Annotated in this window: 21 protein-coding genes; 9 read left to right on the forward strand and 12 right to left on the reverse strand. The window is 68.0% G+C overall.

The window, feature by feature from the left end:
• Positions 1-28 precede the first annotated feature (28 nt).
• Both aceA and aceB read left to right on the forward strand, forming a co-directional pair.
• Entirely contained in the window at positions 29-1,366 is a 1,338-nt protein-coding gene (aceA, locus tag ACT3UF_RS09890; RefSeq protein WP_441459011.1) for an isocitrate lyase, read from the forward strand.
• Between the two features lie 79 nt (positions 1,367-1,445).
• The gene (gene aceB / locus ACT3UF_RS09895) at positions 1,446-3,131 is read left to right on the forward strand and encodes a malate synthase A (RefSeq protein WP_444608287.1); all 1,686 of its coding nucleotides are present in this window, start codon (positions 1,446-1,448) and stop codon (positions 3,129-3,131) included.
• A gap of 280 nt (positions 3,132-3,411) precedes the next feature.
• Here the strand turns inward: aceB and ACT3UF_RS09900 are convergent, their stop codons facing one another.
• From ACT3UF_RS09900 to fdxA, 3 genes are all read right to left on the reverse strand, one after another.
• Positions 3,412-3,555 carry a hypothetical protein gene (locus ACT3UF_RS09900; protein WP_444502693.1) on the reverse strand — a complete coding sequence of 48 codons (144 nt, stop codon included), beginning with the start codon at positions 3,553-3,555 and terminating at the stop codon, positions 3,412-3,414.
• A 19-nt stretch (positions 3,556-3,574) separates the two neighbouring features.
• Complete coding sequence (locus ACT3UF_RS09905; RefSeq protein WP_444608288.1) at positions 3,575-3,961, reverse strand: MerR family transcriptional regulator; 387 nt, start codon at positions 3,959-3,961, stop codon at positions 3,575-3,577.
• 100 nt (positions 3,962-4,061) lie between these two features.
• Positions 4,062-4,391 (reverse strand): ferredoxin, encoded by a 330-nt coding sequence (fdxA, locus tag ACT3UF_RS09910; protein WP_441459016.1) that lies wholly within the window; start codon positions 4,389-4,391, stop codon positions 4,062-4,064.
• 86 nt (positions 4,392-4,477) lie between these two features.
• Here fdxA and soxR point away from each other — a divergent pair, with 86 nt between their 5' ends.
• From soxR to ACT3UF_RS09935, 5 genes are all read left to right on the forward strand, one after another.
• Positions 4,478-4,966: a redox-sensitive transcriptional activator SoxR gene (gene soxR, locus ACT3UF_RS09915; protein WP_444502694.1), complete on the forward strand. Its 489-nt coding sequence runs from the start codon at positions 4,478-4,480 to the stop codon at positions 4,964-4,966.
• Positions 4,967-5,047: 81 nt separating this feature from the next.
• Positions 5,048-5,677, forward strand: a complete 630-nt coding sequence (locus tag ACT3UF_RS09920; RefSeq protein WP_441459019.1) for a superoxide dismutase — start codon at positions 5,048-5,050, stop codon at positions 5,675-5,677.
• Positions 5,613-6,521, forward strand: coding sequence for an SRPBCC domain-containing protein (locus tag ACT3UF_RS09925; RefSeq protein WP_441459021.1), 909 nt, complete (start codon positions 5,613-5,615; stop codon positions 6,519-6,521). Before ACT3UF_RS09920 ends, ACT3UF_RS09925 begins: the two co-directional genes overlap by 65 nt.
• A gap of 117 nt (positions 6,522-6,638) precedes the next feature.
• Entirely contained in the window at positions 6,639-7,955 is a 1,317-nt protein-coding gene (locus ACT3UF_RS09930) for a histidine kinase (RefSeq protein WP_444502695.1), read from the forward strand.
• A complete protein-coding gene (locus tag ACT3UF_RS09935) occupies positions 7,952-8,626 on the forward strand; it encodes a response regulator (RefSeq protein WP_441459024.1) in 675 nt (224 codons plus the stop codon). Before ACT3UF_RS09930 ends, ACT3UF_RS09935 begins: the two co-directional genes overlap by 4 nt.
• A gap of 33 nt (positions 8,627-8,659) precedes the next feature.
• Here the strand turns inward: ACT3UF_RS09935 and ACT3UF_RS09940 are convergent, their stop codons facing one another.
• The 3 genes from ACT3UF_RS09940 to pdxS all read right to left on the reverse strand — a co-directional run bounded on the left by ACT3UF_RS09940 (position 8,660) and on the right by pdxS (position 10,856).
• Positions 8,660-9,208 carry an AMIN-like domain-containing (lipo)protein gene (locus ACT3UF_RS09940; RefSeq protein ID WP_441459026.1) on the reverse strand — a complete coding sequence of 183 codons (549 nt, stop codon included), beginning with the start codon at positions 9,206-9,208 and terminating at the stop codon, positions 8,660-8,662.
• A gap of 143 nt (positions 9,209-9,351) precedes the next feature.
• The gene (pdxT, locus tag ACT3UF_RS09945) at positions 9,352-9,957 is read right to left on the reverse strand and encodes a pyridoxal 5'-phosphate synthase glutaminase subunit PdxT (RefSeq protein WP_441459052.1); all 606 of its coding nucleotides are present in this window, start codon (positions 9,955-9,957) and stop codon (positions 9,352-9,354) included.
• On the reverse strand, positions 9,951-10,856 hold the full coding sequence (gene pdxS / locus ACT3UF_RS09950; RefSeq protein WP_444502696.1) for a pyridoxal 5'-phosphate synthase lyase subunit PdxS: 906 nt from the start codon (positions 10,854-10,856) through the stop codon (positions 9,951-9,953). Before pdxS ends, pdxT begins: the two co-directional genes overlap by 7 nt.
• Positions 10,857-10,978: 122 nt before the next feature.
• On the opposite strand from pdxS, the gene ACT3UF_RS09955 reads away from it, so the two are divergent.
• Positions 10,979-11,884, forward strand: a complete 906-nt coding sequence (locus ACT3UF_RS09955; protein ID WP_101602041.1) for an IS5 family transposase — start codon at positions 10,979-10,981, stop codon at positions 11,882-11,884.
• On the opposite strand, the gene ACT3UF_RS09960 is transcribed toward ACT3UF_RS09955, so the two are convergent.
• Positions 11,862-12,758 carry a serine hydrolase domain-containing protein gene (locus ACT3UF_RS09960; RefSeq protein WP_343926288.1) on the reverse strand — a complete coding sequence of 299 codons (897 nt, stop codon included), beginning with the start codon at positions 12,756-12,758 and terminating at the stop codon, positions 11,862-11,864. The two genes, ACT3UF_RS09955 and ACT3UF_RS09960, sit on opposite strands and share 23 nt — an antisense overlap.
• Positions 12,759-13,028: 270 nt before the next feature.
• On the opposite strand from ACT3UF_RS09960, the gene ACT3UF_RS09965 reads away from it, so the two are divergent.
• The gene (locus tag ACT3UF_RS09965) at positions 13,029-14,330 is read left to right on the forward strand and encodes an integrase core domain-containing protein (protein ID WP_158541900.1); all 1,302 of its coding nucleotides are present in this window, start codon (positions 13,029-13,031) and stop codon (positions 14,328-14,330) included.
• A 393-nt stretch (positions 14,331-14,723) separates the two neighbouring features.
• Here the strand turns inward: ACT3UF_RS09965 and ACT3UF_RS09970 are convergent, their stop codons facing one another.
• Genes ACT3UF_RS09970 through ACT3UF_RS09990 form a run of 5 tightly spaced genes read right to left on the reverse strand, consistent with a single transcriptional unit; the run spans position 14,724 to position 20,873 of the window.
• A complete protein-coding gene (locus tag ACT3UF_RS09970) occupies positions 14,724-16,349 on the reverse strand; it encodes an ABC transporter ATP-binding protein (RefSeq protein ID WP_343926429.1) in 1,626 nt (541 codons plus the stop codon).
• Positions 16,346-18,019: an ABC transporter ATP-binding protein/permease gene (locus tag ACT3UF_RS09975; protein ID WP_343926431.1), complete on the reverse strand. Its 1,674-nt coding sequence runs from the start codon at positions 18,017-18,019 to the stop codon at positions 16,346-16,348. The genes ACT3UF_RS09970 and ACT3UF_RS09975 overlap by 4 nt, the downstream gene beginning before the upstream one ends.
• A gap of 3 nt (positions 18,020-18,022) precedes the next feature.
• Positions 18,023-19,003: an ABC transporter substrate-binding protein gene (locus ACT3UF_RS09980; RefSeq protein ID WP_343926433.1), complete on the reverse strand. Its 981-nt coding sequence runs from the start codon at positions 19,001-19,003 to the stop codon at positions 18,023-18,025.
• Between the two features lie 35 nt (positions 19,004-19,038).
• Entirely contained in the window at positions 19,039-19,866 is an 828-nt protein-coding gene (locus ACT3UF_RS09985) for an ABC transporter ATP-binding protein (protein WP_343926435.1), read from the reverse strand.
• A complete protein-coding gene (locus tag ACT3UF_RS09990) occupies positions 19,863-20,873 on the reverse strand; it encodes a FecCD family ABC transporter permease (protein ID WP_377802436.1) in 1,011 nt (336 codons plus the stop codon). Before ACT3UF_RS09990 ends, ACT3UF_RS09985 begins: the two co-directional genes overlap by 4 nt.
• Positions 20,874-21,339 lie beyond the last annotated feature (466 nt).

Genomic DNA, 21,339 nt, shown 5'->3' on the forward strand with positions numbered 1-21,339 from the left:
GCACACCGCACGATCCGAGGAGCCGACGATGACCACCCCGACCACTCCCTCCGCCCGGCCCGGCACTCCCCGCCACGGCGACCAGACCCTGACCGCCCAGGAGCTCGCCCGCGACTGGGAGATCGATCCCCGCTGGCGGAATGTGCGCCGGGACCACACCGCAGGCGACGTCATCGCGCTGGCCGGTCCTGTCCGCGAGGAGCGCACCCTGGCCCGCCGCGGCGCGGAGACCCTGTGGGACCTCATCGAGGAGAACACCGCCGACCCGGAGCACTGGGTGCGGGCGCTGGGTGCGCTGACCGGCAACCAGGCCGTCCAGCAGGTCCGCGCCGGGCTGCAGGCCATCTATCTCTCCGGATGGCAGGTCGCGGCCGACGCCAACCTCTCGGGCAAGACCTACCCCGACCAGTCGCTGTACCCGGTCAACTCGGTGCCCGCCGTGGTGCGTCGGATCAACAACGCCCTGCAGCGCGCCGCGCAGATCGAGCATGCCGAGACCGGCTCCACCAGCCGTGACTGGATGGCCCCGATCGTCGCCGACGCCGAGGCCGGCTTCGGCGGACCGCTGAACGCCTACGAGCTGATGCTCTCGATGATCGAGGCCGGCGCCGCGGGCGTGCACTGGGAGGACCAGCTGGCCAGCGAGAAGAAGTGCGGCCATATGGGAGGCAAGGTGCTGGTGCCCACCTCCCAGCACGTGCGCACCCTCAGCGCCGCCCGTCTCGCCGCGGATGTGGCGGGGGCGCCGACGGTGATCATCGCCCGCACCGATGCGCTGGCCGCGAACCTGCTGACCAGCGACATCGACGAGCGTGACCAGCCCTTCCTGACCGGGGAGCGCACCGCCGAGGGCTTCTACGAGGTGCAGTCCGGGATCGAACCGGTGATCGCCCGCGGTCTGGCCTATGCGGAGTACGCGGACCTGCTGTGGGTCGAATCCGCCGAGCCGGACCTCGAGCTGGCCCGCACCTTCGCCGAGCGGATCCACCGCGACTTCCCCGAACAGAAGCTCGCCTACAACTGCTCGCCGAGCTTCAACTGGAAGCGGCACCTGGACGATGCGCAGATCGCCTCGTTCCAGCGCGAGCTGGCCGCGATGGGCTACGCCTTCCAGTTCATCACCCTGGCCGGCTTCCACTCGCTGAACCACTCGATGTTCGAGCTGGCCTCCGGCTACCAGGAGCGGCAGATGAGCGCCTATGTCGAGCTGCAGGAAGCGGAGTTCGCCGCCGCCGAGCACGGCTTCACGGCGCACAAGCACCAGGCCGAGGTGGGCACCGGGTACTTCGACCGGGTCGCCACCGCCTTGAATCCGAGCTCGAGCACCCTCGCACTCGTCGGCTCCACCGAGACGGCGCAGTTCTGAACGGCGCCTCCCACCCCCACGTACCGGCCCGCGCCCCGCCGTCGGCCCCCACGCACCACCTCCCCGAAGGAGCAGGACCATGACTCTCACCCAGCACCAGCGCCCCACCCCGACCGGCAGCGGGCCCTCGCAACCGACGCCGACCACCCCCTCACCGAGCTGGATCGAGCAACTCGGGCCGAACGAGCACCGCTTCGAGGAGATCCTCACCCCCGAGGCTCTGGACTTCCTCGCCGCGCTGCACGACCGCTTCGCCTCGCGCCGCTCCCAGCTGCTGACCGCCCGAGCGATGCGGCGCGAGGCGATCTCGGGTGGTGCGATGTTCGACTTCCGCCCCGAGACGGCCGCGATCCGGGACGATCCGACCTGGCGCGTCGCCGGGGCCGGTCCGGGCCTGGAGGACCGTCGGGTGGAGATCACGGGCCCCACCGACCGGAGGATGACCGTCAACGCGATGAACTCCGGGGCGAACGTGTGGCTCGCGGACGGCGAGGACGCGTTGAGCCCCACCTGGCACAACGTCATCACCGGGCAGCTGAACCTGCACGATGCGATCCGTCGGCGGATCGACTTCGTCACCGATGAGGGCAAGGAGTACCGGCTCGGGGAGCGCACGCCCACCATCGTGTTCCGGCCCCGCGGCTGGCACCTGCCCGAGCAGCAGCTGCGGTATCAGCGGGCCGATGGCCGCTCCTGCCGAGCCTCCGCCTCGCTGGTGGATGCCGGCCTGTACCTGTTCCACAACGCCCGCGAGCTGATCGCCCGCGGTGCCGGCCCCTACCTCTACCTGCCCAAGCTCGAGTCGCATCATGAGGCGCGGCTGTGGGATGAGGTGTTCACCTTCGCCGAGCAGCACCTGGGCCTGGAGCACGGGAGGATCCGCGCCACCGTGCTCATCGAGACCCTGCCGGCGGCCTTCGAGATGGACGAGATCCTCTATGAGCTGCGCGATCACTGCGCGGGGCTGAACGCCGGTCGCTGGGACTACCTGTTCTCGGTGATCAAGCAGTTCCGCGACCGGGGGCGGATCCGGGTCCTGCCCGACCGCGGCCAGCTCACCATGACGGTCCCGTTCATGCGGGCCTACACCGAGCTGCTGGTGAGCACCTGCCATCGTCGCGGCGCGCATGCGATCGGCGGGATGAGCGCCTTCATCCCCGACCGTCGCGATCCCGAGGTCACCGAGAACGCCGTCGCGAAGGTGCGCGAGGACAAGTCCCGGGAGGCGGCCGACGGCTTCGACGGCACCTGGGTCGCCCATCCCGACCTGATCCCCGCGGCCCGCGCCGAGTTCGACACGGTGCTCCAGGGACGGCCCCACCAGCTGGAGCGACTGCGCCAGGACGTGCACGTCACCGCCGCCGACCTGCTGGACCTGCGGGTCGAGGGCGGGGCCATCACCACCGCCGGCATCCGGCAGAACATCCAGGTGGCGCTGCGCTACCTCGACTCCTGGCTGCAGGGCCAGGGAGCGGTGGCGATCGACCACCTGATGGAGGACGCCGCGACCGCGGAGATCTCCCGATCCCAGCTGTGGCAGTGGATCAATCAGGGGATGCTCACCGAGGAGGGCATGCCGATCGTCAAGGAGCGGATCGAGTACTTCATCGACCGCTGCGCCGAGGAGCTCGCAGGCGCGCCGGGGCGAGGCGGCGGCGGGAGGAGCCGGCTCCCCGAGGCGACCGAGCTGCTGAAGGAGGCGGTGCTGGGGGAGGAGTTCCCCGCCTTCCTCACCACCGCGGCCTACGAGCGCCACCTCCGCTGAAGCGGGGTGCGGGTCCACCACGCGGCACGCCTGCTCGGAGTCCTTGATCGGGCATCGAACGCGCGGTGTCGGAGAATGTGCTCAGGGGACCTGTGTGGCAGCTCCGCATAGGTCTCCTGAGCACATTCGCGGGGGCCGAGCCGGTCCCTGATCACCCGGAGTGCAGTCGCGCGGCCTGACGCACCAGATGATCCCGCTCCGCCGTGCTGGCGGCCGTCCGCGCCGTGGCGGCGGAGGACGCCGATCACCGCGGGCACCAGCTCCCACAGCCGGGACTCGTTCATCCCGTGGTCGGGGGCGTCACGCCGTAGAAGGGGCGCAGCTCGAGCCACTCGTGGAACGGCGCGCCGTCCTTGCCGGGCGCGGCCGAGAGCTCACCAGCGAGCTCGACCGCCCGCTCGTGAGTGTCCACGTCGATGATCATCCAGCCGGCACCGCAGGGATCAGGAGCGCTCGTGCTCCTCGAGGACCTCGTCGAGGATCTCCGTGGTGTCGCGGAGCCGGGCGATCTCCCGGGCGAGCCGCTCCCGGTGGAGGCGCAGCGCGGCGAGTGAGCCGGCGGTGTCATGGACGCCGAACAGGACGGGCAGCACCGGCGCGATCTCGGTGCTGGACAGGCCCGCCGCGAAGAGCCGCTGCACCAGCAGCACCCGCTCCACGGCCTCGGCATCGAAGCGCCGGTGCCCGGCCGCGGTGCGCCGCGGGGTGAGTAGGCCCTGCTCCTCGTAGTAGCGCAGGGAGCGCGGGCTCACACGGGTGCGAGAGGGCAGCTCGCCGATGCTCAGCACGCCCTCATCCCCGGATGTCACACGGATGTCAACAGCGGTCATGACCGCACTGTACGGTCCGCGGGGCGCTTATCAGCACAGTTCAGCGGCGTGTCGGTGAAGCTGACACTGATGTGAGGCGGTCGAGGCCCGCCGAGGGCGCTCAGGCCAGCGGATTGGGCTGCGTGGGCAGCGCCTCGATGATCGGGTGGTCCTTGTCGATCACGCCAATCTTCGCCGCGCCGCCGGGGGCGCCCAGGTCGTCGAAGAAGTCGACGTTGGCGTCGTAGTACTCGGCCCACTGGTCCGGGGTGTCGTCCTCGTAGAAGATCGCCTCGACCGGGCACACGGGCTCGCAGGCACCGCAGTCCACGCACTCGTCGGGCTGGATATAGAGCATCCGGTTGCCCTCGTAGATGCAGTCCACGGGGCACTCGTCCACGCAGGCGCGATCCTTCACGTCCACGCACGGCAGGGCGATCACGTAGGTCATGGGGAGGTCCTTCCTGTGGCGTCGTCCAGGAGCGTAGGATCTCAAGCGCACTTGAGGTCAAGGCGCGACCAGGAGGAGGGAGCGGAGTGAACCCCGGACTCGAGCCCGACGAGCTGCTGACCATCGGCGAGATGAGCCGCCGCACGGGCGTGGCGGCCTCCGCCCTGCGCTACTACGAGGACCTCGGCCTGGTGGGCTCGGTGCGCACCGGCGGCAACCAGCGCCGCTATCCGCGCCACATGCTGCGCCGGGTCTCGCTGATCTCCGTCGCCAAGCGGCTGGGCATGCCGCTGGCGGACGTGAGGGAAGCGTTCGGCGAGGTCCCGATGGAGAGCACCCCCTCGCACACCGACTGGCAGCGCGCCTCCCGACGATGGAAGAAGAAGCTCGAGGAGCGGCGGCGCGCGATCGAGCGGCTCGAGCACGAGCTCACCGGCTGCATCGGCTGCGGCTGCCTCTCCCTGAAGGCCTGCGCGCTGCTGAATCCCGATGACGCCCTCGCCGCGACCGGCGCCGGCCCGCGCCGGCTCGAAGACGTCGTCGAGGACGAGGAATCCGCCGGTGACGAACCGTGACGATCCGCGTTGACTTCAAGGACGCTTGATGTTCTATGGTCACGTCATACGCTGAACATCTACCCCACGAAAGGACCGATGATGGCTGAGTACACACTTCCTGATCTCGATTACGACTACGGGGCGCTGGATCCTTCGATCTCCGGCAGGATCATGGAGCTGCACCACTCCAAGCACCACGCGACCTATGTCAAGGGCGCGAACACGGCGCTGGAGAAGCTGGCCGCGGCGCGTGAGGCGAACGATTTCTCGACGGTGAACCAGTTCTCGAAGGATCTGGCGTTCAACCTCGGTGGTCACACGAACCACTCGATCTTCTGGAAGAACCTTTCGCCCGAGGGCGGCGACAAGCCCACCGGTGAGCTGGCGGCGGCGATCGATGAGTTCTTCGGCTCGTTCGATGCCTTCCGGGCGCACTTCACGGCGGCGGCGCTGGGCATCCAGGGTTCGGGCTGGGCGGTGCTGGCCTATGAGCCGATCGGTGGGAACCTGGTGATCGAGCAGTTCTACGATCAGCAGAACGGGGTGCCGGTGGCGACGATCCCGCTGTTCCAGCTGGACATGTGGGAGCACGCCTTCTACCTGGATTACCAGAACGTGAAGGCTGACTACGTCAAGGCGATCTGGAACATCGTGAACTGGGCGGATGTCCAGGCACGGTTCGAGGCGGCGCGCTCGAGCGCCTCCGGTCTGGTCGTCCCGAAGGTCTGAGCTCCGCGGGTGTGAGGGACGGGCCGATGGTGAGGCGAGCCGGCTGTTCAGCCTCCTCGCCTCACCATCGGCCTTTCCGCTGCGTCGGAAGGGTTGCGGCGCACCCCCGACGGGAGGAGAGTGGAGGTCCCCCGATTCCGCCGGCACACCTGCGGAGTTCGGTGAGGTCCTCGAGTGCGAGGCCCCGCGACTGCTGAGCTTCTCCTGGGACACCGACGAGATGCGGATCGTTCTGGACCCGGTGGGTGAGAGCACCCGGCTCACCCTCGTCCACGGCTTCACCGACCTGCCCGGGGCCGCCAGCTTCGCGACCGGCTGGGAGGCCTGCCTCGAGGGTCTCGACGCGGTTCTCGACGGCCGGGAGGTCGCGAACCCGGGGCCGCGGCGCGTCCGGCACGAGCAGCTCGCCGACCAGTTCGGGCTCGACGAGCCGGAGCTCGAGGAGGGGGCCGAGGGCTGGACCGTGCGCTTCGCACGGCAGCTCGTGTGCCCGGCGGAGACCGCCTGGAACCTCTTCGTCAGCGGTGGCGAGAAGCCGTCCGAGGAGCCACCGGTGCTGGTGGTCAGGGAGACGCTGCGCGCCCCGCTGGCTCCCTCGGTGGTGCTGGGCCACGTCACCGAGGTCGAGGCGCCGACCCTGCTCGCCTTCGACTCGGCCGATGGCGAGCCCGGCGACCACGTGCGACTCGAGCTCGGCCCGGGCACCGGGCACGGCACGCGCCTGGTCCTCACGGTGAGCGGGCAGGTGGCCGAGGACCGTGAGGCCGCCGCGGCGCAGTGGGGAGAGGGCGCTGTGCGTCCGCTCGCCGCCGCCGCGCTCGCGCACGCCTCCGCCGAGGGGTGAGCCGCGGCCGCGATCACCGGTGCGAGTCCCGGACCCGCCTTCACCGGTGCGCGCGACGGGATCCGATCGACCTTTCGGACGATGTCGCACGCTCGGCCCCGCCTCTAGAGTGGCGAGGTGACCTCCACCCCCGCCTCCGACCCCGCCGGGCTCCGCGACGCCGACGGCCTCGGCGACCCTGACGGTTTCAGCTCCGCCGACCCCGACCCTGGCCCCGAGGCGCCCCAGGAGACTGCCGCCGCCCTGGCCAGGACCCTGCGCGGTGCGATGCACGTGGCCTTCGCGGTGCTGCCGGCCGTCGGCGCCGTCCGTGCTCATGACGCCGACGCCGTCCCGCTGCCGCTCGCCCTGGCCACCGCCGCGGCGGTTGTCGGGATCTATCTGATCGGCTCCTGGTTCGCGCTGCGCCGCGGAGAGGCCGGCCGCTCCGCCCGGACCGATCTGCTGCTGCCCTCGCGCGGCTGGGTCCTCGCCCTCGCCCTCGTGTGGATGGCCAGCACCTTCGTCTCCGCGGCCTTCGTGTGGATCGCCTTCCCGCTGTTCTTCCTGGTGCTGTTCGCCCTCGGCCGGGTGGCGGGACCCTTGGTGCTGGGGGCGGTGGCGCTGTGGGCGGTGCTGGCCCCGCTGCTGGCCCGTGAGCAATGGTCCCTGGGGATCGGCGAGATACTCGGCCCGCTGGTCGGAGCCGTCTTCTCGCTGATCGCCCACGCGGTCTACCGTCGGCTGCTGATCGAGACCGACCGCAACCGGCAGCTGGTCGCCCAGCTGCGCGCCGCCCAGAGCGAGCTCGCCGACTCCGAGCGCCGCAAGGGCATCGCCGAGGAGCGCCAGCGCCTCGCCCAGGACATCCACGACACCCTCGCCCAGGGCCTGAACTCCATCGTCCTGTTCAGCCGGGGGGCTCGCAGCGCCCACCCCGAGGCCACCGAGCCCTTCTCCCGCATCGAGGACACCGCCCGCGAGAACCTTGCCGACGCCCGCCGCCTGGTGCGCGACCTCGCCGACCGCGCCCCCCGCACTACCCTCGAACAGGCCCTGCGGGCAGTGATCTCCCGCGCCGAGCTGCTGGGGGAGAGCCCCCGCTGGGAGCTGCGGGTCGATGGCACCCCACGAGAGCTCGCCCCCGCCCAGGTCGAGACCCTCCACCGCGCCGCCCAGTCCCTGGTCGCCAACGTGCAGCGGCACGCTGAGGCCGAGCGGTGCGTGCTGACCCTCGCCTGGTGGCCGGGACGGGTGAGCCTGGACGTGGTGGACGACGGCCGCGGCTTCGATCCCTCTGCCCCGACCAGCAGCCACGAGGGCGGCGACGGACTGCGCCTGCTGCGCACCCGCCTCTCCCGCGCCGGCGGCACCGTGGCGATCGATTCGGCCCCTGGGGAGGGCACCACCGTCGGCCTCACCCTGCCGACCCATACACAGGAGTCCGACGCATGAGCAGCGAAGCAGACGGAGCTGCCGCAGCAGCGAGCATCCGGATCATGATGGTCGACGACCACCCCGTGGTCAGAGCCGGGCTGCGCGCCCTGCTAGAGGCCGACGAGGGCATCGAGGTGGTCGCCGAGGTCGGCTCCGGTACGGCGGCGCTGGGCACGATCGACGAGCTCGCCGCGTCCCCCGCCGGGGCCCCGGACCTGGTGCTGATGGACCTGAACCTCGGCGACGGCATCGGCGGCATCGAGACCACCCGGCGCCTCCGCGCCGCGCACCCCGAGGTGCAGGTGCTGGCCGTGACCACCTTCGACGCAGAGGCGGACATCGTCGGCGCGCTCGAGGCCGGCGCGACCGGCTACGTGCTCAAGGATTCACCCACCGCGGCGCTGATCGACGCCGTCGGGGAGGCCGCCGCCGGACGGAGCATCCTCTCGCCCGAGGTCCAGCAGCGCCTGGTGCGGCGGATGAGCAACCCGCACAGCGCCCTGTCCCCGCGGGAGACCGAGATCCTCGAGGCGCTCGCCACCGGCGCGACCAACCGCGAGGTCGCGAAGCTGATGTTCATCTCCGAGTCGACGGTCAAGACCCACCTGGTGCACATCTACGACAAGCTCGGGGTGGACAGCCGCACCGCCGCGATCCGCGAGGCCCGCGACCGGCGACTGATTCGCTGAGCTGCGCCGGGGACGGTGCGCGGGAGTGCGGACTCACCAGCGGTGGGCGACGTCGATGACCAGACGGGAGCCGTCGCCGGGGCCGTCCAGGGTGAACACCCGCATCGGCAGCCGAGCACGCACGCCGAGCCCGATCAGGGTCTGACCTTCGAAGCTGCCGGTGAAGGCGACCTGACGGAAGGTGCGGTAGCCGTCCACGTCCACCGCCTGCGTGCGGTTCCGAGGGGCGTAGGTGGCGCGGAAATCGCTGTCGTGAGCCGGGGCCTGGACCAGGATCGCCAGGTCGGCGCCGCCGCTGAGCGGGACGGAGAATCCGGAGCCGAGCTCGGTCACGCGATGGACGTACTCCACCGAGTAACCGGAGACATCCCCCTCGAGATCGACGACGAGCCGGTCGAAACAGGCGTGCCGGCCGGTGCGGAGGTTCTCGATCTGGGCCGAGGACATCCCCGAGGCCGATTCGGGCAACGAGCCCCAGTAGATGCCGCAGTAGGGAGCGGCGACGGCTGTGGCCGGGGTGAGCACGGCCAGGCCGAACATCATCGCGCAGGTGGCGAGGAGAGAGAGGATTCGCTTCTTCACGGCTGCCTCCTAGGGAGACGGCGAAGGCCATGGCGGCCAGGGCCGTATACCGGGATTGTCCGACGTCGCGCGAGACCTTTCCAGTGACCGGCCAGTCATGACAGCCGGATCGTGACCTTGGGCAGCCAGCACCGGCTCCGGGCTCAGCGGGCCCGGACCCGCTCCAGCAGGCGGCGGTGGAAGCGCTGCTCGCCGGTCGCCTCCGGATGGAAGGCGATGCCGAGCACCGAGCCCTGCTCCGCTCCGACGAGCCGCCCGTCGGGCAGCGTTGCGACGGCGCGCGCCCGCGGACCGAGCTCCTCGATCAGCGGAGCGCGGATGAAGGCGGTCCGCACCGCGGGCGGACCCAGGGCGGGGATCTCCAGGTCCGTCTCGAAGGAGTCGCTCTGGCTGCCGAAGGCATTGCGGCGAGCGGTCGCATCGAGACCCCCGAAGGTCTCCTGCCCAGGGGTGCCGTCGAGGAGCCGGTCCGCGAGCAGGATCATCCCCGCGCAGGTGCCGAGCACCGGCAGGCCGCCCGCGATCGCCTCTCGCAGCGGCTCGCGCAGGCCGGTGATCCGCGCGAGCCGGTCAATCACCCCGGACTCGCCGCCGGGCAGCACGAGCCCGTCGACCGCGGCCAGCTCCGTCGGCCGGCGCACCAGCGACACCGAGGCGCCGAGCGCCTCCAGCATCCGGGCGTGCTCGCGCACGTCGCCCTGCAGCGCGAGCACACCGATCCGCGGCCCGCGGCCGCCGGTGCTCACCAGCCGCGCTCGGCCAGGCGGTGCGGTGCAGGCAGATCGGCCACGTTGAGGCCCACCATCGCTTCGCCGAGCCCGCGGGAGACCTCGGCGATCACGGCGGGGTCGTCGTGGAAGGTGGTCGCCCTGACGATGGCGGCGGCGCGCTCGGCGGGATTGCCGGACTTGAAGATCCCGGAGCCGACGAAGACCCCGTCGGCCCCCAGCTGCATCATCATCGCGGCATCCGCCGGGGTGGCCACGCCGCCCGCGACGAACATGACCACCGGGAGCTGACCGGTCTCGGCGACCTCCTTGACCAGCGCGTAGGGCGCCTGCAGCTCCTTCGCGGCGAGGTAGAGCTCGTCCTCGTTCTTCGCAGCGAGCGCGCGGATCTCGGCGGAGATGGTGCGGATGTGCTTGGTGGCCTCGGAGACGTCCCCGGTGCCGGCCTCGCCCTTGGAGCGGATCATCGCCGCGCCCTCGGTGATGCGGCGCAGGGCCTCGCCGAGGTTCGTCGCGCCGCACACGAAGGGCACGGTGAAGCGGTGCTTGTCGATGTGGTGGGCGTAGTCGGCGGGGGAGAGGACCTCGGACTCGTCGATGTAGTCCACGCCCAGCTGCTGCAGCACCTGCGCCTCGACGAAGTGGCCGATGCGAGCCTTGGCCATCACCGGGATCGAGACAGTGCTGATGATTCCGTCGATCATGTCCGGATCGCTCATCCGGGAGACGCCGCCCTGGGCACGGATGTCCGCGGGGACCCGCTCGAGGGCCATGACCGCGACAGCGCCGGCGTCCTCGGCGATCTTCGCCTGCTCGGCGGTGACGACGTCCATGATGACGCCGCCCTTCATCATGTCCGCCAGGCCGCGCTTGACGGTGCCGGTGCCGGTGGTGCTGCCGGTGGTGTCGGGAGTGCTCATGGGAATTCCTCGTCGCTCGCGCGGCGCGGGCCGACGGCGTCCGGCTCGTCGACCCTCCCTGCACCACATTGGCCTAGGGCGCGTTGATCAAGTGGTGTCGTGTTCGTGCGGGCGAGTCTTGGGTGGTGGCGCGACGCGAGATCTCGGACGAGGTGTGGGCTGTGATGGAGCCGTTGATGCCGACGGCGTCGGGGCGTTCTCGGCCGTGGTCGGATCACCGGCTCGCGGTCGAGGGGATGGCGTGGAAATACCGCACGGGTGCGCCTTGGCGGGATGTGCCGGAGCGGTTCGGGAAGTGGAACTCGATCTACAAGCGGTTTGCCCGGTGGTCTGAGGATGGCACCTGGGAGAAGCTGCTGGCTGAGGTGCAGAAGCAGGCAGACGCGGCCGGGAAGGTCGACTGGGTTGTGTCGATCGATTCCACGATCGCGCGCGTGCATCAGCACGGCGCGACACTGAAGCGGGACGAGGGGGCTCTCTCGAATCACAAGGATCCGTGGATCGAACCGCCTGACCACGCTATTGGGCGCTCTCGTGGCGGGTTGACCACCAAGCTGCATCTCGTCGCCGATGGGCGCGGCAGGCCGCTGGGGATGGTGATCACGGGAGGGAACGTCAACGACACCACGATGATGACCGCCGTGCTCGAGGACATCTGCGTCCCTCGCGCCGGCAAGGGCAGGCCTCGAACCCGGCCGGAGCGTGTCCTCGCGGACAAGGGCTATCCGTCGAAGGCGAACCGAGCATGGCTGCGCGCCCGGGGCATCGCCGCCACGATCCCCGAACGCGACGACCAGATCGCTCACCGCCGCAGGAAGCCTGGCCGCCCCATCGACTTCGGCCACCAGCAGCAAGAACGCTACAAGGGTCGCAACGTCGTCGAGCGGTGCTTCAATCGCCTCAAGCAGTGGCGCGGGATCGCGATGCGCTCAGACAAGCTGGCCCGCAACTACCGCGCCGGCATCAGCCTCGCTACCACGCTGATCTGGATCAAGACCGAGGTCATTAGCCTGCCAAGCGGGTGGTAGCCGATGCCCTGTGAGAATTTCGCTTGAGGCGTGCAACGGTCTTGTTGACCCGCCCTGCGTTGTACCCCAGAGTATGCACAGTAACCGCCTTCAACCCGTCATAGGAAATCCCGACGAACGCGGCATGATCCAAGGTTCCCCCGTCATGCCAGTATTGTTCTCCGTCATCCCCCCACCCGAATGGTTTTTCCCCAGGCGTTTGCTGTGCGCGGGTAATGGCGTACCGTTCGAGCGCATCGAAGGTGCCGTGGAGGCCTCCCGCGCCGACGAATGGACCAGAAAGCTTCCACTGCCTGCACGCGCGGCCAGTCCAGGTATGGAGGACGGGAACACTATTTGGATCTGGGTCTATCGAGACGTCCGTGACTCCGAGCGGGGTGAAGACGTGTCGCTCCGCGAGCGTCCACCAGTCGTTCCCGGTGGCCACCTCAAGCAGACGCGTGAGGACCGCGTATCCAAGATTCGAGTACTCGAACGAGCCCACAGGGCCGCGCAGTTGCTCTGATATGTCAGGCAAAACGTCGGAGTCGAAACGCTCAGTGGTGTACTTCGCGTAAGGATCGCGAGCATCGGCCGTAGTCTTGATCATTCCCTTGGGCAGCCTCGGTAGCCCCGAGGTGTGTTCCGCAAGACTGCGAACATCCACTTCCCTCGGGAGTCCTGTCTCCGGCAGAAACTCGCTCACGGGCGATGACAAACTGATCGAGCCCTCACGGTCAAGAAGCTCTGCAATCCGGGCAGTGACAGTCTTTGTGACAGATCCCCACTCAAGCATCGGATCCCCCTGGTGCAACGACCCGGTCTGCTCCACCTCGATGCGCCCAGCGTTCCGGAAGCGGTAAGCCTCGCTCTTCGTGCGCACTATCCAGCTCATGACGCCAAGCCTATCTGCGCAGCTCAAAGAGGTCGAAGTAAATGTTCACCGGGCTTTCGCGGAGCGCGGTCAAGGTGCTCCAGCTCACTCAGTAAGATCCGGCGCCAACCCCGAGCAACTGTCCATCGGAACCTGTCGGACTTGTTCAACGCGCCCTAGTTCACGCTCTCCGTGTGTTATGTCGCAGGACATCGGTGACAGTTCTGTATCAGGACATCGGTGACACTTCCGTGGCTCTTGGTGGTGACACTTCGCCGGTAAAAATGGGCGGTGAGCAGAAACGAGCCCGTCGATCCCACTGTCCGCCTGGCCATCTCGCGGTGGCCTGATGACGCGCCGCGTGGGTCGGTGAGCACGTTCTGCGTCGAGCACGGCATCTCGCGCAAGACGTTCTACGTCCTCCGTGCTCGCGCCCGCGTCGATGGGCCCGCGGCCGTGCTCGAGCCCCGCACCAAACGACCACATACCTCCCCGGGCCAGCTCGATGAAGAGGTCAAGGACCAGGCTGTTCAGGTCCGCGCCGCACTCGAAGCGTCTGGGCTGGATCACGGTCCGATCAGCGTCCACGACCGGATGAAAGCGATGGGACTTGAAGCGCCATCGATCGCGGCCCTGGCACGGATCTTCCGCGAACGAGGCGTGGCTCGACTGGAGCCGAGGAAGCGGCCTCGCGCGTCCTGGCGGCGGTTCGTCTATCCGGCACCGAACGCGTGCTGGCAGCTGGATGCGACCCAGTACGTCCTCACCAACGGCCGGACCTGCGTGATCTTCCAGCTCCAGGACGATCATTCGCGCCTCGCGGTCGCCTCTCACGTGGCGGGCAGCGAGACCGCTGAAGCAGCGATCGCGGTGTTCAACAAGGGCACCGCGCGTTGCGGAACTCCACAGCGTCTGCTCACCGACAACGGAGCCGCGCTGAACCCCACGCGCCGTGGGATGAAGGGCCAGCTCGTCATCCACGTGACCGCGCTGGGAGTCGAGGCGATCACCGGGAAGCCCTACAAGCCGACCACGCAGGGCAAGAACGAACGATTCCACCAGACCTTGTTCCGCTGGCTGGACAAGCAGCCCATCGCGGGAAGCATCGAAGAGCTCCAAGCACAGGTCGACGAGTTCGACGTCATCTATAACGAGCAACGCCCTCACCAGGGACTTCCCGGACGGATCACACCACGCCAAGCCTGGGACGCGACTGAGCCGGCACCGTCTCCCCGGCCTGTCGTGGAGCCCAGCCTGATCATCGAGTCCGTCGGGGACAGCAAGAAGCGTTCCCGGAAGCTCCCCCGGGAGCGGGTCATCCAGACCGGTGAACGAACACGGGTGGTGAACAACAACGGCACGATCACCCTCCACGGCGTCGCGTTCCAGGTCTCCTACCCTCATGCCCAGCAGGAAGTGCACGTCCTCGTCGAACAGGCCAGCGTCACGTTCGTCGACCTTCACGGCGAGATCCTGGCCGAGCACGCTTGGCCCCCGCTCGGCATCCGATACGCCTCCAAGCACACGGGTCAACGGAGCGGCAAACGCCGAGGCCGGCCACCGAAGAACCCCGAACCGTCACCGATGTCCTGAGACATCAACTGTCACCGATGTCCTGATACAGAACTGTCACCGAAGTCCTGAGACATCACATTCACGCTCTCCGTGTGCGGCAGGCAGTGTTCGGCGAAAAGTCGAGGAGGGCCCCGACTGGATCGAGCACGACGAGGGTGAGCCCGCCGCCGGTCGCCGAGGTACACCGAACCAACCTTCCGCTTTGGCAACGGAACGACTTGACGCGCCATTTCGGTATACCCGAGTGAGCAGATCTGTGTCAGATCGGCCGTTCTTGGACCCTGTAGACGGGAGAAATTACGGTGCCGTAGCTGTCACGCAGGGTGGTGCTCAATGTGGCAGATGTGTCTGATTCAAGTGTCCCCAACTTGTGGAGCAGCCCTCGTCCACGGCATTTCTGGGCAGCGTGTATCAGGCCCCAAGCCGGATGATGCGGTTCGTCGTGGCGATTGTGTCGGGTCGGTGTGCGATCAGTAGCACGGCACGATCCTCTGACCGGTTCAGAAAGTCCATGATCGCGGCATCGGCTTCAGGGTCGAGCGAGGCTGTCGGTTCGTCAAGCACGAGCACCCGGGGATTATTGAGTAGCGCGCGTGCGATGCCGACGCGCGCGCGCTGCCCCCCAGAGATTCCCGTCCCGTGCTCACCGATCGGGGTATCGAGCCCGCTGGGGAGGTTGGTGTTCGGGTCGAATAAGCCGGCAGCACTGGCTGCTTTCTGGATCGCATCATCAGGGGCGTCGGGGTTGCCGAGGATGATGTTGGAGCGGATCGTGCCGCGCTGAAGCGGCGAGGACTGCGGAACCGTGGAGATGACCTGACGAAGCTCGTCATCGGGAATATCGCGGAGATCGGTGCCGTCGATTCGGATACTTCCAGCGTCGACATCCCACATCCGCAGCGCGAGCCGCGCCGCTGTCGTCTTCCCGGCTCCCGATGGTCCGACGAGGGCCACGGTCTCTCCCGGCCGAATCTGCATGGAGAAGTCGTCAAGTACGCGTTCGCCGCCGTCATACGCGAACCCGACGCGGTCAAACACCAGCCCCAGCTCCGGCGCAGGATCCGGCCGATGAGGATGCGTGGTGGCATGAACGGCTGGTGGGTGTTCAAGGATTCCGGTGATGCGCTCGGCTGCGGCCCGGAGAGTGCCGGCATTGCGAAGCAGGTCGGCGATCTGTGCGGCGGGGCCGAGACCGGCGACCGCGACAGTGACGGCGAGTGGGATGTCTGCGGGGGCGATCGAGGCGCGGTCGACGAGGATGATGAGGATCGCGCCGAGCGCGGCGAGGGCGAGAGTGATGTCGGCAATCCCGCGTTCGGCTCCGAGCCGGGAAGCTTCCCGAGTCTGGGCGCGTGCGAGTGCTCTGGTGTCCTCGGTGAGCCGGTCGAGCTGCTTCTCGAGCGCTCCTGCGCCCGCGAGTTCGCGCATACCGCGGATGGTGTCGAGCACTTCCGAGCGCAGCGCGGCTGCTCCTGCTGTGAGGTCGTCGCCGTCGCGTCGGGCGCGACGTGCCGTAATCAGGGGCACAGTGACACCGATGGTGAGCAGGGGTACCCAGATGAGCAACAGGATCGGGTGGATCGTGATCGACACGACCGTGCTGATACCGAGCACGAGAAGCGCGCTGAGCGCCTGTGCGACGGTGTGGGCGTAGAGCCACTCCAGGGTCTCGATACCGGCGATCACGGTCGTCGTGAGATCGCCGGTGCGCCGGTGCCGGGTACGGAACGGCAGCGAGCGTCGCAGAGAATCAAAGACGCGGCCACGGAGAGTGGCGATGAGCCGGTAGGCCAGATCGTGCGATACCCACGACTCGCGCCATGCCGCCAGCGACGCAAATACCGCCAGACTGGACAACGCACCTCCAGCGACCAGGATGGAGACGGGCCGACCTGCGACGACGTGCCCAACGGTCCAGGCTATGCCGAGACTGATACCCAACACGCTGGCCTGGGTGAACGCGCTCCAGATGGCCGTCTCGATGAAAAGTCCGCGTCGGGTGGCGATGAGCGGCAGCAGCCGCAGAATCGTCTTCATCGCGCCACTCCCGAGGCGAACTGCGAACCGGTGGGAGCGCCGGTGCCGGTGGCGACGATCCGCCCGCCTCGCATACCGATCCAACGAGTCGCGTGGACCAAGGCGGTGTCGCGGTGCGCGATGATCGCGACCGTTCGATCGGCAGTGGCTCTGGCGAGGGCGTCGACTATGCAACGTTCGGTGCCGGTATCGAGCGCGGAGGTGACCTCGTCGAAGATCAGCACGGGCGCCGGTGAGAGCAGCGCGCGGGCAATGGCGAGGCGCTGTCGCTGCCCGCCGGAGAGCTGTTCTCCGTTCTCCGCCAGCACCGTGCTGTACCCCTCGGGCAGGCTGATGATGGTGTCGTGGATGCGCGCTGCTCTCGCGGCTTCCTCGATATCGGCGTCGGTCGCGTCGGGACGGTACAGCCGCAGGTTCTCCGTCACCGTCCATGCGAACAGCACGGGGTCCTGCGGCACCACGACCACACTTTGTGTCCTCGCTGTGCTCGTGTAGTCACCAAGATCGATGTGGTCAACGGTGAGAGTGCCGGTGTCGGGGTCGATATCGCGTTCGAGAAGCCTTGCCAGGGTGCTCTTCCCCGAACCCGATGGCCCGATTATCGCGACCGTCTCACCCGGATCGATCCGCAGTGAGAGCCCGGCAACACCCATCTCCGAGCCGGGATACTTGTAGGAAACGTCCGTGACCTCGATCGTTCCTGTGAGGGCCGGCCGGTCATGGTCCCCGTTGGGGACGAGCGGGATGGAGAGGAGGCGGTCGAGGCCATCGACGGCAGTAAGGCCGAGATATCCGGCGTGCCAGTTCGTGCCGAGCTCCTGCACGGGACGGAAACACTCGCGGGCGAGCACGAGCACCACGACCGCCGATGCCGCTCCCGCACTGCCGTTCGTGACGGCGACGAGAGTGGCGATGACTGCGAGCACGGTGCCCAGGTGCATGGCGATCGCGCTGAGTCCCGTCTCGACCAGCGAGAGCCGCAGCTGCTGCATCGTCGAATCTCTGAGCCCGTCTGCTTCCCGAACGAACCGAGCGGCTGTACGGTCGGTCGCCCCGAATGCTCGCAGCAAGGGAACGTTCTGCAGAGCCTCGACGTAGTCGGACGAGAGCCGGGCGAACCTCTCCCACCGCGTGCGGCCGTTCTGCAGCAGCCGGGCATCCCACGCACGTGGCGCGAGCACTGCGACGGCGGCGGTCACAGCGAGCACGATCCCGGCCATGGGCGCGTGCTGCCACACCAATGCGACCACCAGCGCGGGCACGACGAGCACAACTAGCAACTGCGGTAGATATCGGGTGTAGTAAGGGTCAAGTCCTTCCACACCGTCGATCACCGTCGTCGCCGTCGCGCCCGAGTCCCGTTCTGCCGCTGGAACGGATGCGAGACGATCCAGCAGGCGCCGGCGCAACCTGATGCGCACCGTCGCCCCGATACGGTTGGCAAGCAGGTCCCGTCCCCAGAGAGCCGCCCCGCGCGCCACGGTGATGACCGCCAGCAGCACGAGTGCCGGCACGGGGACGCCCTCGCCACGAATCAGCGCAGTGATGACCGTGGCGAGGGTGAACGCGAATCCGACATGCAACGCGCTGATGGCTACCCCACAGGCGGCGAGAACGATGATCGCGCCGGGAATCGCGCCTGCGAGCTGGAGCAGCCTGTGGTGGATCACCGGTCAGAAGGCGTCCGGGTAGAGCTGCTCGGCAATCTGCTGCACGGCAGAGATGTTGCCGAGCGTGCCGGGGAACATGTCCGAGGTCGAGACCACGATCAGGCGATCCTCCTGCACGGCGGGCATATCGGGGAACGTGCTTTTCAGGTATTCGCGAGTGGAGGCCTCGTGCTCCTCGTCATATGCGGCGAACACGATTGCGTCAGGCTCCTCGGCGGCCAGGGACTCGGGACTGATGGTCGCGGCGAAGAAGTCAGAGAACGCATCCTGGTCGGGCGTGTAGACGTTGTCCGCACCGGCCAGGTTCAGAATGTCGTATTCGATGCCTGCGCCGATGGCCTGTAAGGTACCGCCCTCGTAGTACACCTGCGCGACACGGAGCGGCTCGACATCCTTCGTCACTTCCGCGACCTCATCGAGGGTGGTCTGGCTCTCCTCCATCAATCCTGTGGCTTCGTCCTGCACGCCGAAGATCTCGCCGAGGTTCTCCAGATCAGTGAACAGGTCGGTGACCTTCCCGGTCATGCGGCGGTCCTCGCAGCCGCCAGTGGCAACGTAGACGCCGGCACCGGCATCGTCGAGCTGCTCGATGCTGGCAAAGCCCTGATCGGCCGAGAACTCGTAGGTCGTCGGCGAATACACGAAGTCCGGCTCCACAGCCAGGAGATCTTCACGGCTGGGCGGGGCCATGTCCCCGAGCACCGGAACACCTTCTGCCAGTTCTGCGACATCGTCCGGAAGGGCCTGCGCGGTGGTTTGGGCCTGCCCGGCGAGCCGGTCAGCCAGCCCCAGGCGGAGCATCAATTCGGTCTGCGCCGGGTGCATGCCTACCGCCGCTTCAGGGGCGCCGTCGACCGTCACCTCGCGTCCGCAGTTCTCAATCGTCACCGCATCCGTAGTGTCATCCGGGTCTGTGTCGGGGGAGACGCCGGTGCCGCAGCCGGCGAGCAGAAGCGCGGCAGCGGAGAGAGCAACGACGGTCATGGGGCGGGCACGAGGGTTCGCTCGAGAATTAACAGTCATGGTGAGGGTCTGCTTTCTATTTCAGGGGGTTGTGCAGAGGCGCGGTCAGCAGGGGTACTGGTCGTTTCGAGGCGGCGGAAGGCGAACACGGGCTCCGTGGTGTCGCCGAGGATGCGGGCATCCACGCCGAACGTGGTGCGGATCAGCTCGGGGGTGAACACGTCGGCGGGAGGACCTGCGGCGACGACGCGGCCTGCGGCCAGTACGACGACGCTGTCGCAGTACTGGGCTGCGAGGTTCAGATCGTGCAGCGCGGCGATCACGGTGCAGTCGATGCCGCGCACTGTGCTCATGAGTTCATGCTGATGGCTGATGTCGAGATGGTTGCTCGGCTCGTCCAGCACCATCACCGGTGTTTGCTGCGCAAGCGCCCGAGCGAGCATCACCCGCTGACGCTGCCCTCCGGAAAGGGTTGCAACCATGCGATCGGCGAGCTCGGAGATCGCCGTGCGGGCCATCGCTTCATCCACGATGCGCAAATCGTCGGTGGTGTCGCGGCCGAAAGTCGCATGGTGCGGAGCGCGGCCGAGCATCACCGTCTCCTCGACGCTGAGATCGAAGTCGGTCGGCGGGTCTTGCAGCATCACCGATACCGTGCGAGCAGCCTGCCGTCCGCTGAGGGAGCGAATATCGCTACCGTCGACGCGTACGGTTCCCGTTTTCGGGGCGAGAGCGCGGTACAGGGTTCGCAGCAGGGTCGATTTCCCGGACCCGTTCGGGCCGACCAGGCCGACTACCCGCCCCGACTGCACGGTCACCGAAGCGTCTGTCACCACATCGCGGCCGCCGAGGGTGACGGTGATGTTCTCGAAGTCGACTCTCATCGTCCGAATCCCGCCTTCTCGGCCCCGCCCTGACGCATCAGCCACATGAAGAACGGGGCGCCGACGAACGCGGTGAGGATGCCTAGCGGGATCTCGGTCGGCTGCGCCACGGTGCGGGCGAGCAGATCCGCCGTCATCAGGAACACGGCACCGCCGAGCACGGTGATCGGGAGCATCCTCCGGTGATCGGCGCCGACCATGATCCGGGCTATGTGGGGCACGACGAGGCCGACGAACCCGATCCCGCCCGCCACAGACACCACCGCGCCAGTCAGCAGCGAGGCGACCACCAAAAGCAGCCCGCGAAGCCGGTTCGCGTTCACGCCGAGCGAAATCGCGGACTCATCCCCAGTCATCAACGCGTTCAGCGACCGAGACAAGAACGCCGCGATCAGGCACGAGACCAACAAAGCGACAGCGGGTCCGATGAGGCTGCTCATCGTGGCCGCCGACACGCTCCCTAGCAGGAAGAACAGCACGCTGACGACGTTCTGCGCATCCGTGGAGATCGTCAGATAGCTCGTGACCGCGCTCAGCAGGGTTCCCAGAGCCACGCCGGCGAGGATCATACGAGTCGGTGACAGCGTGCCGTTCTTGCGCGCGAGCATCGCCACCGCCACGCACGCCGCCAGCGCCCCAACGAACGCCGCGACATTCAACGACAGACCACCGAGCGCAGCGGAGCCGAAGACGATCACCAGCACCGCGCCCACGCTCGCGCCGGAAGAAACACCGAGGATGTACGGCTCAGCGAGCGGGTTGCGGACTGTCACCTGCATCAGCGCTCCCGCAAGCGCCAGCCCGGCCCCAGCGAGGCCCGCCAGCAACGCGCGTGGGAGGCGAAACTGCCACACCGCCTGATCCTGCAACCGCGACAGAGAACCGTCCGACATCCACGGCATGCCCGGAAGCAGATGCCCGAGGACGATGTGCGCGGCCTCGCGCAGGCTCACCTGCACCGATCCAACCGCACCGGAGACCACAACAAGCGCGCAGATCGCCAACACAAGGAAAGCGCAGATCAACCACGCCCGGAGACGCAAACGACGACGGGTTCGTCCGGCGGTAGCGGCTCTCGTATCGGAGGGGGCGGGAGCCGCGGGGGTGGGAGGGGGCACAAAAGACCACTGTAACGATAATCATCATCAGCACCAACTCTGTTGATGTGAGCCTCGCGACGATGTGGTCGCGGGGTCAGGAGGTCGGCATGCAGGGGGAGTACTCCACGCGCCACCGTGAGCGGCGGCCCAAGCCAGGGGTACGCCGAGATGCCGTTGGGGTGTCATGAGTGGCCGTCTATGTCACAGTGAGCCTGTCACTCTGGGGTATACCCCAAGGCGCAGATGTGTCACGGAACAGCCGTTTTGGACCCTGTAGGACGGGGGAGCCTACGGTGCCGTAGCTGTCACGCAGGGTGGTGTTCAATGCAGCAGAAGTGTGAGGTTGAGGTGCTGCCAACTCGTGCAACAGTCC

It is taken from the genome of Brachybacterium sp. AOP24-D1-21 (assembly GCF_052378665.1).
Taxonomy (GTDB): domain Bacteria; phylum Actinomycetota; class Actinomycetes; order Actinomycetales; family Dermabacteraceae; genus Brachybacterium.